We start from the raw sequence: 13,311 nt of genomic DNA, 5'->3' as shown, positions 1-13,311 counted from the left end.
ATCACACCGTACTTGGCCCGAATCGCCGCGAGATGACGTCGGTCGCCTCAGCCGCGATGGCCGCAGCCGCGGCCCTGGGCGTAGTCGCCTCGTGCGCCGCTTGGTCCAGGACACGGTTGACCAACTTGCGCATGCTCTCGCGGATCTTGGTGAATGCCGCGTCGGCGTCGGCTTCGATGTCGCCGAAGAACGTCCACCACCACCAGGAGTTGGTCGCGGAGTTCGCCACCACATCCGGGATGATCAATACGCCGCGGTCGGCCAGGCTCACCTCGGCAGTCGATGTCACCGGCATGTTCGCGGCTTCCACGACCAGATCCGCGTGCACGGCGCTTGCGTCGTCGATCGCGTACGAAACGGCTGCGGGTACCAGGACTGAGGCCTCGACATCCAACCACGCCTGCAACGGCAGTTGGCGGTCATCGGGACGCAATTGATCTCGGTCGATCATCCCGAACTGATCGCGGGTCAGCAGCAGACGCTCGACGTCCAGGCCGTCCGGATTGGCCACGACTCCGGCGGCGTCGGCGATTCCCACGACTGGGACTCCGGCCTGGGCGAGGAATCGCGCCGTCGCGCCGCCCATCGACCCGAACCCCTGCACAAATGCCTTTGGTGCAGCCAAGTTAAGACGTTCGATGCCGACCAGCGCCGCCTCGGCGACGCCGCAACCGCCCACCAATTCGTCCAGTGCGACGCCGTCCACCGAGATCTCGAAGGCGTCGGCAAGTCGCTGGCGCGCTTTGCTCTCGTCGTCGAGCAGCGGATAGATGGCCTGGATCGACGACTGCATGCCCAGGTCGGCCAGCACCTCGTCGATGGTGTCCTGCCGCAGGCCCAGATCTTCGCCCATGGTCCAGAACCGCTCGATGTACGGCCGGACTGCCATGAGGTAGCGGCGCAGAACGTCCACCGCTCCCGGATCGCGCGGGTCGAAGTCAATGCCGCCTTTCGCCCCGCCAAGGGGGATGTACCGGCCTTCTGGGTCGTAGTTGAGCGCTTCCTTGGCGGTCATGCCGGCTGCCAGGCCGGTGACCTCGGCGAGCGTGCACCCGGCACGCATCCGCAGGCCACCGCTGCAGACGCCGCGGACCAGCCGGTCGATGACCAGGAACCCTGGCCGCCCGGTGACCGGGTCGTGCCAAGTCACCTGCAGGTACGGCGGCTTAACTTGATTGATCACTCAGTCAGTATCGCTTTCGCGTCTCGCCTGTCAAACAGCTGATTCGCGCTCAAGGGTTGACACGACAGGGTGACGATGGTCACTGTGTGCGGAATAACTGACTGACCAACCAGTTATGGAGGCCGCCATGGACGCGCTCGGCGCCGGGTGGGACAAGCAACGCTCGCGGTTGCGCAAGTCGTTGCGCCGAGTGGACGTGGTGTTCTTCCTGCTATGCACGCTCGTCGGCCTCGACACGATCGGCAGCGTGGCGGCCAAAGGGCCGGAAGGATTGACCTGGATGGTCATCCTCGCGGTCGTCTTCTTCCTGCCCTACGGCCTCCTGGTCGCCGAACTCGGAACGGCCTTCCCCGTTGAGGGCGGTCCTTACGTCTGGACGAAGCTCGCCTTCGGGCGCCGAGTCGCCGGTGTCAACCAGGTGCTGTACTGGCTGACCAATCCCGTGTGGGTCGGCGGAAGCCTGACCGTCATCGCACTGACCACGTTCGAGACGTTCTTCGCCGACCTCGGCCGAGTGGGCACGTACGTCGTCGGCCTGATCTTCATTTGGCTCGGTGTCCTCGCGGTCGCCATGTCCCTGCGAATCGGCAAATGGGTGCCGACGGCCGGAGCCATCGCCCGGATCGTCCTGCTCGGATTCTTCACGGTGTCAGTGGTCGTCTACGGGCTCAAGCATGGCGTGCAACCGTTGTCCGCCAGCGGTTTCGCGCCGAGCTACGTCGGATTCATCGCGCTGGTGCCGTTTGTGATCTACAACTACGTCGGTTTCGAACTGCCATCCACTGCGACTGAGGAGATGAGCGACCCACGCCGGACAGTGCCCTTCGCCATTTTGCGGTCCGGGATCGGCGCCGTCTTGCTGTATGGCGGCCCAATTCTGGGCATCCTGTTGGTCGTTCCCGCCGACCGGATCGGCAGCCTGTCCGGGTTCATCGACGCCTGCAAGATGGTGCTCACCGTGTACGGCGGTTCCGTCGACCCGTCCGGGGCGGTCACACTGACCGGTGCGGGTCAGGTATTCGGCACGATCTGTGCGGCAGGCTTGATCATAGGTCTGCTCACCAGCGGCGTGGGCTGGGCCATCGGCGCGCATCGCGCGCAGGCGGTGGCGTGCGCAGACGGCGCAGGCCCGCGTTGGTTAGGCGAGATCTCCGCCAAGCGCGGTACGCCGATCCGGGTGAACGTACTGTCGGGTGTCCTGGCGTCGGTCACCATGGTGCTCGCGTTGGGCCTGACCGGCGGCTCGTCGGAGAAGTATTTCGCCGCAGGACTTGGCCTGACCATCTCGATGACCTTTGTGTCCTATGTGGTCACGTTTCCTTCCTTGTTGGTCCTGCGCAAGAAGATGCCTGACGTTCCCCGACCGTTTCGGGTACCTGGTGGATGGGGAACGGCAACGGTCGTGACAATGCTCCCGACTCTCCTGGTCGCGTTCACCGTCGCCACGTTGATCTGGCCAGGCCTGGGCGTCGGCTGGTTCGGCACGGACGGAAACCCCGATGACTCCCTGCCGACAGCGTTCGCAGGCGAGCGCCTTTCGTACACACTCAGTCAATTGATCCCGCTAGGTGCAGCGGTTGTCATCGGTGTGCTGTTCGTGCTGTGGGGCCGCCTGCAGACCAAGACCCAGGACCCCGCCGGAGAGCTCCTGCCGACCCGCTGAGATCGGGTCGCAGAATGACTGGCGCATTCGCTGAGCCATGCCTCTGACCAGCAGAACATGGTGGCGAACGAGCCTTGCACGCAATACGGTCTCTCTCAGGGCAGATATACGCTGAATGGGGCCTTCATGCTCGTACTCGCGCACGTGAGCGATATCCACATAGACAGCGATCAGCGGAGCATCGAGCGCGCCACCCGCGTGTTCGACTACCTCAACGGGCTTCCCGGCGACATCGACGCGATCCTGGTCACCGGCGATCTCGCGGACCACGGATTGGCCGAGGAGTACGAGAAGGTCGCCAAGCTGTTCTCGGGGCCGCGGACGCTGCTGCACTGTCCGGGTAACCACGATTCACGCGGGCCATACCGCGAAGTTCTCCTCGGTGAGAGCGCCGGTGACGGACCAATCAACCAAGCGCATCGCGTCGGCGAAGCCGTGTTCGCCATGTGCGACTCGAGCATTCCTGGCCGTTCGGACGGTTTCCTCGCCGACGAAACGCTGGAATGGCTGGAAACTGTGCTCATCGACGCCGGTGACGCCCCGGTTTTCGTCTGCTTCCACCACCCGCCGGTGCTGCTGCACGTGCCGTTCATCGACGGCATCAAGCAGAACGGCGAGGATCGACTCGCTGCCTTGATCACTCGATACCCCAATGTTGTCGCGGTTCTCTGTGGACACGCGCACACCAGCGCCGCCAGCACGTTCGCCGGCCTGCCGCTGCTCGTCGCGCCAGGTGTCGTGTCGACACTGATGCTGCCATGGGAGACCGACAAGATCGTCGACCTCGAAGTGCCGCCCTCGATCGCCTTCCACGTCCTGGATGACAGCCGGCGGCTCACAACGCACTATCGCGTCATATCACCAGGGCTTTAGCGGGAGCACGGCTTCGACGCTCCCGCCGTCCGGGCCAGGGCGGGCTTCACATCGGCCACCGACCTCCGCGGCACGCTCGGACATCGATGCCATGCCGACTCCCGGTGACCAGCCGTTCGGACCAGGCCTGCCGTCATCTCGGACGAGAATGTGGAGTTCGTCGCCAACAGTGATCCGCACGCGGACGTTCTCGGCGCCTGAGTGCTTCGCCGCATTGTTCAGCGCCTCAGCGCTGATCCGGTACGCGGCGACCTCGATGGCGGCGGGAAGTTCCGGCATGTCGGCCGGCGCGTCGACGCTGACCGTCAACGGACGTCCACCTTCCTGATAGGACAGTCGCTCGGCTTCCCGGTGCAGTGCGCCGACCAGCCCGAGTTCGTCCAATGCCGGCGGCCGGAGGCCTTCGACCAGACGCCGGATCTCAATGATCGCGTCGCCGATGTCGCCACGCAGGCGCACCAAGAGGTCCACCGCGGTGTCGGGGTCTGACCGGGCCAGGTTCCTGGCGGCGTCCGTCGCGTACGCGACACCACTCAACGTCGGCCCGAGCCCATCGTGCAGGTCACGGCGCAGGCGGCGGCGTTCTTCCTCACGCGCCGCGACGATCCGCTCCCGTGACTGCTGAAGCTCCTCGGACAACATCGTCGCCCGCAGCGCTACGCCGAGCGGAATCGCCAGGACGGACAGCACGTGCATGTCCTGGCCACTCAAGCGACTCTGTCCAGGACGGACACCGATGACGAGTTCACCGCTCGCGGCGCCGGACGCGGCCAGCGGCACCACCTCGAGAACACCGGCCGCCGACCCGGATGCCGCGACTTCCCTGCCTTGCAACCTGAACGCCACATACGGCAGTTGCAACGCGTCACGGACCGCGGTGAGCAGGTCGTCCAACGAGCCCATTTCGGCGTCCAGACGCGCGCTCAGATGGTTCAACGCACGGACTGGGTCACGGCGATGTCCGTAGAGAACGCGGTCGAGCACTCGTTGCAGACGGACTCTGACCGGGTTGAACAGCAAAGCCACGGCAGCGGCGAGGAGTGCCGCCGCACCCAGGTGCGTCTCGAGGTTCAGGGTCGGGCCGAAGAACAGGACCAGGCTGGAATAGATCGCGATCACGCCTACCGACAGCAGCAAGTACAGCATTCCGCGGGAAACCAGCAGCCGGATGTCCAGCAACCGGTAGCGCAGGATCGCGATCGTGATGGCTACGGGAAGCAGCGTGGACGTCACGAGCACCAGGGCAGGCCCCAGACGCATGAGCCACGGCAGGATCGCCCACGCGTTGGCGATCACGGCGAGCACCAGCCATAGCAGTTGTCGCCTCAGTACCTCGTCGCCCCGGCGATAACGCAGCGCCAAGGACGTCGAGACGGCGACGATCAAACCCAACCAGACAAGTCTCGCCGCGGGCCAGCCGGCGATGACAAAGGGCGTGGCCGCGACAAGTGCCCAGGCGAGCACTGCCCACCACGGTCCCGGCAGGCGTCCAGTGGGGAACAGCAGCAACGCAAGAGGCAGTATCAGCGCGGCCGACAAGATCCAGGTTTGTTGCCCGATCATGTCGCCAAGTGGGAGCGCGAGGGCGCTGGCCGCCTGGGCCCAGCTGGCCGTCAACAACAACCACCCGATCGGGTTTGTTGGCCGCTGCGCGGCAAGCAGCGCACCACACACGGACAGCGCGATGCCCATCGCTGTGTTGGCAGTGACCGGTTGCCAACTCGTCCCTTCCGCCGCGGCCAGCACCAGAGCGACAGCGATTCCGGCGACGGCGACCGCGAACATCCCCCAAGCCAGGCTGGTCGTCAGGCGGTGTACGGAAGGGGGCACCACGTAATACTCCGTCGTTTCGGCTGTTTTGTCCTGGGATCGGGGTCCCGATCTCATCCGGACAGTTTCCCGCTCTTTCCCGGGACATGCCCCTGTCATTTGGGCGTTCTGGTGCTCCAGAGTTGTCGTCGTCGAGGGACACAGCACCAACACCCTGCCACGGAGGACGAAGCACATGCGTACACGATCTGGCGTCATTGCCACAGTCGCGCTGTGTGTGCTCGGCCTGGCCGGCTGCGGAACGGCCACCGTGCCCGGCAGTCCTGTACCCGGCGGCGGCGTGGAACAGCAGGCCCCGAACCCGGGCGGTCAGGCCAACGCCGACCCGAAGGCGCTGATCTCCAACGCCGCGAAGACCACGCGGGACGAGTTCAGCTGCAAGATCGAGGCGAAGCTGGAGTTCACGGGGCAGGGCGGCGCCGGTGTGGGCGGCTGGACCAGCACGGGTGCGTTTGACTTCAAGAGCAATCGCTCCAAGGTCGAGTCCGTGATGGACATGGGCGGCAAGAAGATGACGGTGAGCATCGTCGCCGACGGTGATGCCATCTACATGAGAACCTCCGCTGACGGCGCACCGGCGCCGAGGTGGTCGAAGACCGATCTGAAGGAACTGGAAGCGTCGTTGGGGCAGTTGGGCGGCGGCGGCAACAGCAGCCAAGGCGCGAGCAGTGACCCGATGCGGTTCATCGATGAGATCAAGGAGATCGCGGACGTCACCCCGGACGGCACCGAGACCGTACGCGGCGTTCCCACGACTCGCTACAACGTGACCGTCGATCCGGCCAAGATTCCCGCCGAAGACAAGGACACGTCGGGCTTGCCCGGCGACGCCTCCAGCGCCATGAAGCTCTTCGTCGACAGTAAGGGAAGGCTTGCCAGGCTTCAGATGTCGGTATCGGGTGGATCGATGACTTGGGACTTCCTCGACTACGGCGTGCCGGTCAAGATCGATATCCCGGCACCCAACGAGGTCGAAGGCAACTGAACACAGGCTGCCGATCGCCGTCCCCCCAGCCGGTGATCGGTCAGGGAATCACCCCGCCCAGTCCTTGGGCGGGGTGATTTTCTGGGGTCTGAGCAGGGAAAGACCGTACGAACGGTCCGTTCGTACGAACATCCCCAACCGACACACCGAGAACGAACCAAAACTGTCAGACCCCCGGGCTACGGTCGGTCGCATGCATGAAACCAAGCCCGAAACCAGGGCCATAGCCTCCATCCACATCGCCGAGAAGCAGCAGGCCTACTGGGCAGCTGCGCAAATCCGTGACTTCGCCAAGTACGCGGAGTGCATGCCGCCTGGTCGTCCAGGGATCAAGCTCGCCGACGGCGCACCGGAAGAGGTTGCCGCCACCTTGCACACCTCGATAAGGATTGCCACACAACGGATTCTGGAAGCCGAGTACATCGTCCGCCGACTACCCGCCACTCTCGATGCCTTGGAGAAAGGCACCATCGACCTGGCGCGAGTGCGCGCGACCTGTCAGATCACCAAAGGACTGTCCGATGAGGACGCCCTCGCAGTCGAGAATTCCGTGCTCGCCCACGGACCACATGCGACGTACCAAGAGTATCGACGTGCGCTACGTCGTCAGGCGATGAAGGCCGACCCAGAGTCCGCCGAACGAAAACGAAAACAGAAGGAGGAACTACGTGATGTCGTGACTCGAAAGGGTGAGGACGGCTCAGCCAAACTCGTCGCCACGATGCTGGCCGGTGAGGTCGAAGCAACTTACAACGTGTTGAATCACCTGGCTCATCAGTCAAAGACTCCGGACGACACTCGGACCCTCGCTCAGCGCAGGGCTGACGTACTGCTGGATCTCCTTGTAGGCAATGACATGGAGCGAGTGCAGGCCCACATAAACGTCACGGTGCCGCTGACCACGTTGATCGGTCTTAACAACAAGCCTGGTGAACTTTCCGAGTACGGGCCGATCACCGCCGAGCAATGCCGTGAGCTCGCGAAGAACGGAGTGCTCAGGCGAATCATCACTGACGACTTCGGTAACGTGCTGGAGGCGAGCCCACGCCGGTACGCCTCGGACGGGTTCGCCGATCGGATCAGGATGCGGGACCGCACCTGCCGACAACCCGGATGTCGCGTCCCTGCGCGAAAGTGCACTGTGCAGAGGACATCGAAGAAGAAGGCAGGCCGTCGACGGCGGTTCCGCGAACGTGACTACTTCTTGCTGTGCAAGCGCCATCGGCTGATGTACGAGCGGACGAAGGGCTGGATGCTCACACAACCTGAATCAGGCCGGATGGTCTTCATGACACCCACCGGACAAGTACGGCAGATCGTGGCCGAACGGTATGAAGAACCCGCTGCCTAGCGGCCAAGGCCTGCTTCCCGTGCCCGCACGATCGCCGCAGCGCGGTCCACGACCCGCAGCTTGGCGAAGATCGCTGAGATGTGATTGCTGACGGTCTTCGGCGCCAAGTGCAGCTGCCGGGCGATCACGGCGTTGCCGAGCCCCGCTGCCACCAAGTCGAGCACTTCCCGTTCACGGGCAGTCAAATCAGGGAACGGTTCGGCTGTCCGCGGTGTGGCGAGCAGATCCAGAACTCGGTGCGCCACATTCTGACCGAAGATCGCCTCGCCCGCCGCGACGCCGCGCACGGCACGGACGATGTCCTCCTGGCCCGCGCCTTTGAGGATGTAGCCCCTGGCGCCCGCGCGCATCGCCGAGACAACCGACTCGTCGTCGTGGAACATCGTGAGGACCAGTACCGCCACTTCGGGTGCGGCTTTCAGGACCTCACGGGTGGCCGCGATTCCGTTCAAGTCAGGCATTTGGAGGTCGACAAGCAACACGTCCGGTCGGTGCTTCACCGTTTCCTCAACGGCTTCACGGCCGTTGGTCGCTTCGGCGACAACCGTGATCCCTTCGACGGAGGAGAGCAATGCCGTCAATCCGCCCCGAACTACCGGGTGGTCGTCCGCGAGGACCACCGTCAGTTCTTTCTCCGGTGGCAGCGAAGTCATCGCGTCGTCTCCGTCGTCTTCGGCGGGACTCCGTTCCACGCCCAGCGTGTGGCGGGCTGACACGGCCTGCATTCTCGGATCGTCTCGCTTGGGGACCCCCAAACGGTAGGGACCATGCACCTAGATTGGCCGGGAAACTTTCCCGGTCGCACTGGAGAGCCTGCGACTGTCCGTCTGAGTTTCGCGATTGTCGACACTGGTGCTGTACCTCCGGGCTTCATCGGTTGTCGTGCGCGGAAGCGGACTGACGGGGTTTGCGGCCGGTCAGCACGGCGATCGCCAGCGTGGTCGGAAGATCTGTGCTGGTTATATCCGTGAGACCCGCGTCAGCGAGCCATTCGTAATAGGCGTCTGGTTGGTGGACGGCGCCTGCCTGTGTGCGTAGGTACAGCGATAGCTCTTGCATCGCTGAGCCAGGTGCGCCGGCGAGGGTGTCGATGATGGCCAGGACACCTTCTTCGGCCAATGCTGGAGTGAGTCGCTTGATCAGGGCGGATCCGTTGGATCGATCGAACAGGCTGCAGACTTGAGCCACGATGATCAGGTCGTAGGTGCACGGTTCGAGTGGGGTGGTGAGGACGTCGCCAGGGAGAAATGTGTAGCGGTCGGTGAGACCCGCTCGCGACACCGCACGTCGGGTCGAGGGCAGTACCTCCGGTAGGTCGAGCGCGGTGATGTGGCTTTTCGGATGCCCGCGGCAGTACGAGATCGTCCACGGTTCCGCGCCTGCGCCGACGTCCAGGATCCTTGTCGCTGCTGGGAGTGTTGAGATGGCGTGATCGACTGCATCGCCCCAGAGGCTGGCCAGGTACGTCATGGTTCGCGGGTAGATCGCATTGCCTGGCGACGCGGAGTTCGGGTCGTAGACGGGGATGCCGGTCCTCACCGCGTCAGGAAGGTGGTCCCACAAGGGGATTAGGGGGTGCAGAGCGGCTAGGCCGGTCAACACTGGGCGGTAGCGGCCGTCGGCGAGTTGCTCGACGAAGCCGCCTTCGGCGAGTGCGGCTAGGACGACGCGGACACCGCGTTCGGTGGCGCCGCAGGTGCGGGCGAGTTCGGCTGGGTTGGCGGGTTCGCGGTCGATGCGGTCGAGCAGGCCTAGACGGACGGCGGTGGAGAACGCAGCGACTTTGCCTGCTGCGTTGGTGAGGTTGAGGTATGGCGTGCTCACGCCTCGACCTCCACGACTCCTCGTGCACCGTCCACTGTGACCACTTGGCCGTCGTGCAGGGTGGTGGTTGCGAACCCGGTCGCGACTACCGCCGGAATGCGGTACTCGCGGGCGATGATGGCCGGGTGGGACAGTGGGCCGCCTGCGTCGGTGACGATGGCACCGGCTGACGGGAACAGTATTGACCACGATGGCCGCGTCGTTGGGCAGACGAGGACGTCACCGGCTTGAAGCTTGCCGAATTCGTCCTCCGAGTTGATTACTCTGGCTGTGCCTCGGTAGCGGCCGGCGGAGCCGGCAATGCCGGTCAGTGTGGCGGGTTTTGGTTCGGCGGTGACGCGGTTGCTGAGTTTGGGTGCCAGTACGCGTTCGGCGGCCCAAAGGAGGGCTTCTGTGCTCTTGCGTAGGTCCGAGCGCAGCCACCGGGTGTCTGGTTGGCCGTGGTCGTGGCCGTAGCTGGGTGGTCCAGGGTTGGCTATGGCCCACTGGCGTTCTCCTTTGCGCAGAACGACGAGTGTCTGCATGCCGGTGCTGCCTTGGAGTGCGGCGAGGGCTTCGTCGGCTTTGAGGAAGAACACGTCTGAGTGCGTGTCGATCTGGCCGTTGTGTGCCAGGCGTCGTCCGGCTTCCAAGGCCGCGTACCTGAGCAATGCGTTGGGGCTGTCGATGGTGAAGAAGACGTTGTCCTCGCGTATCGGGTAGGCCTTGGTGGCACGGGCGAGTGCACGCTCGAACCAGGCCAGTTCCCGGCCACGCAAGGAACTTCGGGCTTCGGCGGCGGCTTCGGCGCGTTTGCGGGCCAGTTCCTCCGCGCTGGTTGCCGGGTTGAATCCGCGGGCGATCTGGTCTTGCAGCAGGCGCCTGGCCAGGCCTGGGAGTTCCGCGATGGTCGGGTTCGATAGTTCGACGGTCAGTGACCGGCAGCCATAGAGGCGCGCGTATTGCGTGAATTCCGGGGCGTCTTCGCTCTTTCCGGCCAGGGCGGCCAGTTTTCTGGCGGGTTCGCTGGTTCTGGGCGACAGGCCCGCCAGCAGGTTGTCGACGTCGGTTTGTTGCCAGCCGAGTAGGTCGCGGCATGCGGTGGCCAGGTCCGCGAGGGCCAGCCAGTTCGCGAGGTTGACTCGGAAATGAGTGAGTGTGCCGTCGTCGGCCAGTTCGCGGGCTGCGGTGAAGTGGGCGATGAACTGGTCGACGGTCAGGGCCGCCAGGTCCGCGTCGCGGAGTTCGGCGATTCGGCGTTCGAACTCGGGCTGCCACTTGGTGGTCCAGCGGTCGACCAGTTCGTCCGCGAAGTGGGTGCGGGTGGCTTCCTTGGAGCGACGCATTCGTTCGCGGCTGGCGGGCGATAGCCGCAGCAGCAAAGGCATTAGCCAGCCGGGTGGGGGTGGGGCGTCTGGTTTGCCGCCCACCGGCTGCATGGAGAGGTAGTGCCAGCCTCCGATCGATGCCAGGTGCGGCTCGACAAGCAGGCCGTGCTCGGCGCAGGCCTGCTTGAAGGCGCGGTCGGCTGTCATCGTCGATTCGGTCATGGGGGTGAGCGGCATCGGCATGTGCGCTTCCTCGCGCTGCCAGAATCCCGGTGGCACTCGCACTTCTATCGGCACCTGCTCGACGGGCACGTCGTCGATCAGCCCCCGTTTGTTCTCCATGGCCGAAATCGTGGCTATCGCGGTCCACATGCGCTATCCGTGGCACCACGTAATCTCGGCGCGCGTCACCCCGCGAAGCGAGCCATGTATCCGTGTTTGGTCTGGCGGCCAGGCCGCAGGTACATCGTTGCCTGCACGTCCGAGCGCACGCCCAGTTGATCCAGCAGTGCCAGGTCGTCCCGGATGTAGTGGTGGGTGGCCAGCCTGCCGTCACGGCCTTCGTAGAAGTGGATCTGCTCGACGTCGACCTTGCGCCTTGTGGGCGCCACCCCGACTATCTCGCCCACGTGCACGCCGGTGAGCCGGACCCGCAGCACCACTGTGGACCCCTCGGCGACCAGGCCGAGCACCTCCGACCGGGGGTCTGCCAGCGCCGCGCGCAACTGGCGGACCGCGGTCTTGTACCCCTCCGGGCCTGGTGGCATGTCCCGCTCGGCGAAGTCGGGCGTGAGCAGGTCGTCCACGCCTGACAAGTCGCCGGTGTTGAAGGCGTGGTTGAGCGCGAGGACGTGGTTCTTGTACCGCGAGTTGGGCGCAGACCGATCGCTCATGCTGGAAATCTTGCTCCGAGTCGGCCATTCGGGGTATCCGTGGCACTACGGAATCCGCTACGTAGACCCTGCGCGGTCCGTCCATTCGGTTGCATCGGGCGCATCAGACTGGGAGCTCTTCCAGGCTGGTGAAGACCTGTTTGCCCTCGGTACGGGCCTGCTCGACCATCTCGTCGGCGCCAGCCGATGGTCCGCCTATCCGCAGGACGGCGTCGCATCGGGACAGCAGCTGCCGGGCTATCGGATGGAAGATCTCGTCGAATTCGGCGTCGCCGACCCTGGTCGATCCGGCGAGCTCGATCAACGGCAGGGCCAGGGCCTCGCCGGTGACTGGCAGGTGCCCGGCGCGGAATACCTGCAGGGCGGCTTGGTTCATCGCGTCGACGTTGGCCGCGAGCTTGTCGGGGTCGTCTCCGGTGCCTGACCGGTACGGTCCGGCGACCAGGATCATCAGGGACATGGCTGCTCCTTCAGGCCAGTACGACGTCGACGCCGACGTCGCGGATGTCGTTCAGGGTCTCCATGGCGGGGCCGGGTCCGGGATCGTCGGTCACGAATGTGTCGACGTCCCCGAGGCCGGCCACGCGGGCGAAGGCGCGTACGCCGAGCTTGGTCGAGTCGGCCACCACGATCGTCTTGTCGCCGCGGCAGCGCGCGTGCTGCTTCACCGTCGCGTCTTCCATCGAGAACTCCGACCAGCCGAGTTCACGGTGCACCGCGCCGATGGACATCACGAAGGTGTCGAACCACAGCTCTTCCAGCATTCGCAGGGTCAGGTGGCCGACGAGGCTGCGTTCGCCGGGACGTGATTCGCCGCCGATGACCAGCAGCCGGATGCCGGGCTGGTCGGCGAGGCGGTGAGCCGCCTGCAGGCTGAGCACGGCCACTGTCAGCGGTGCGCGCGCGATGAGGCTGCTCGCGAGGGCCGCTGTGGTCGTCCCGGCGTCGAGCAGGATCGTCTGGCCTGGCTCGATCAGTTCGGCGGCCGCCGCGCCGATCCGGTGTTTGATCGCGGCTTGCCAGGGTTCGCGGGCGGCGAATCCGGCTTCCTCCGCGGGTGCGGCGAGGGCGACCGCGCCGCCGCGCACTCGTTGGACCAGGCCCTTGGCTTGGAGTTCGTCAAGGTCGCGGCGAACGGTCATCAGCGAGACGCCCAGCCGGTCGGCCAGTTCGTTCAGTGAGATCCGTTCGGCGTTACGTACCAGCCGCAGGGTGAGGTCGAGTCGATCGGCGACGGCCATGACGCCTTTCTATCATGAGCTTGTTAGAAGTGGTAGATCTCTGTGAGATGTGTGCGGTATACGGTTGGCCTGGTCGGACGCGGATTTCGGGGCAAAACGTTGCCTGACGTTGGCGGTGTCGTCGCGGTCGTGCTGACTAACCCACCACTAGGATGAGCGGG

Annotated in this window: 12 protein-coding genes; 4 read left to right on the top strand and 8 right to left on the bottom strand. The window is 65.0% G+C overall.

The window, feature by feature from the left end; all coding sequences use genetic code 11:
- Position 1: 1 nt before the first annotated feature.
- Complete coding sequence (locus B9C43_RS41145) at positions 2-1,183, bottom strand: Glu/Leu/Phe/Val dehydrogenase dimerization domain-containing protein (protein WP_235039143.1); 1,182 nt, start codon at positions 1,181-1,183, stop codon at positions 2-4.
- 127 nt (positions 1,184-1,310) lie between these two features.
- Here B9C43_RS41145 and B9C43_RS41140 point away from each other — a divergent pair, with 127 nt between their 5' ends.
- Both B9C43_RS41140 and B9C43_RS41135 read left to right on the top strand, forming a co-directional pair.
- Positions 1,311-2,846 carry an APC family permease gene (locus B9C43_RS41140; protein ID WP_200825926.1) on the top strand — a complete coding sequence of 512 codons (1,536 nt, stop codon included), beginning with the start codon at positions 1,311-1,313 and terminating at the stop codon, positions 2,844-2,846.
- Positions 2,847-2,972: 126 nt separating this feature from the next.
- Positions 2,973-3,719 carry a metallophosphoesterase gene (locus B9C43_RS41135; protein ID WP_084432874.1) on the top strand — a complete coding sequence of 249 codons (747 nt, stop codon included), beginning with the start codon at positions 2,973-2,975 and terminating at the stop codon, positions 3,717-3,719.
- On the opposite strand, the gene B9C43_RS41130 is transcribed toward B9C43_RS41135, so the two are convergent.
- On the bottom strand, positions 3,705-5,552 hold the full coding sequence (locus B9C43_RS41130; RefSeq protein WP_160097054.1) for a sensor histidine kinase: 1,848 nt from the start codon (positions 5,550-5,552) through the stop codon (positions 3,705-3,707). The genes B9C43_RS41135 and B9C43_RS41130 overlap by 15 nt on opposite strands.
- Positions 5,553-5,724: 172 nt before the next feature.
- On the opposite strand from B9C43_RS41130, the gene B9C43_RS41125 reads away from it, so the two are divergent.
- Together B9C43_RS41125 and B9C43_RS41120 are read left to right on the top strand one after the other, a co-directional pair.
- On the top strand, positions 5,725-6,534 hold the full coding sequence (locus tag B9C43_RS41125) for an SCO4651 family lipoprotein (protein WP_143446954.1): 810 nt from the start codon (positions 5,725-5,727) through the stop codon (positions 6,532-6,534).
- A gap of 193 nt (positions 6,535-6,727) precedes the next feature.
- Entirely contained in the window at positions 6,728-7,885 is a 1,158-nt protein-coding gene (locus B9C43_RS41120) for a DUF222 domain-containing protein (protein ID WP_084432871.1), read from the top strand.
- Here B9C43_RS41120 and B9C43_RS41115 read toward each other — a convergent pair.
- The 6 genes from B9C43_RS41115 to B9C43_RS41090 form a co-directional block, all read right to left on the bottom strand.
- Positions 7,882-8,538: a response regulator gene (locus B9C43_RS41115; RefSeq protein WP_033389249.1), complete on the bottom strand. Its 657-nt coding sequence runs from the start codon at positions 8,536-8,538 to the stop codon at positions 7,882-7,884. The two genes, B9C43_RS41120 and B9C43_RS41115, sit on opposite strands and share 4 nt — an antisense overlap.
- A gap of 217 nt (positions 8,539-8,755) precedes the next feature.
- On the bottom strand, positions 8,756-9,709 hold the full coding sequence (locus B9C43_RS41110) for a methyltransferase (RefSeq protein ID WP_084432870.1): 954 nt from the start codon (positions 9,707-9,709) through the stop codon (positions 8,756-8,758).
- Entirely contained in the window at positions 9,706-11,358 is a 1,653-nt protein-coding gene (locus tag B9C43_RS41105) for a PEP-utilizing enzyme (RefSeq protein WP_160097052.1), read from the bottom strand. The genes B9C43_RS41110 and B9C43_RS41105 overlap by 4 nt, the downstream gene beginning before the upstream one ends.
- A gap of 65 nt (positions 11,359-11,423) precedes the next feature.
- Entirely contained in the window at positions 11,424-11,909 is a 486-nt protein-coding gene (locus B9C43_RS41100) for an ester cyclase (protein ID WP_051896916.1), read from the bottom strand.
- Positions 11,910-12,012: 103 nt separating this feature from the next.
- Positions 12,013-12,369, bottom strand: a complete 357-nt coding sequence (locus B9C43_RS41095; protein ID WP_200825925.1) for a DUF4406 domain-containing protein — start codon at positions 12,367-12,369, stop codon at positions 12,013-12,015.
- 10 nt (positions 12,370-12,379) lie between these two features.
- The gene (locus B9C43_RS41090; RefSeq protein WP_084432868.1) at positions 12,380-13,150 is read right to left on the bottom strand and encodes a DeoR/GlpR family DNA-binding transcription regulator; all 771 of its coding nucleotides are present in this window, start codon (positions 13,148-13,150) and stop codon (positions 12,380-12,382) included.
- Positions 13,151-13,311 lie beyond the last annotated feature (161 nt).

The organism is Kibdelosporangium aridum (genome assembly GCF_900176515.1).
GTDB classification, from domain to species: Bacteria; Actinomycetota; Actinomycetes; order Mycobacteriales; family Pseudonocardiaceae; genus Kibdelosporangium; species Kibdelosporangium aridum.
This window is presented reverse-complemented; position numbering and strand designations above follow the sequence as displayed.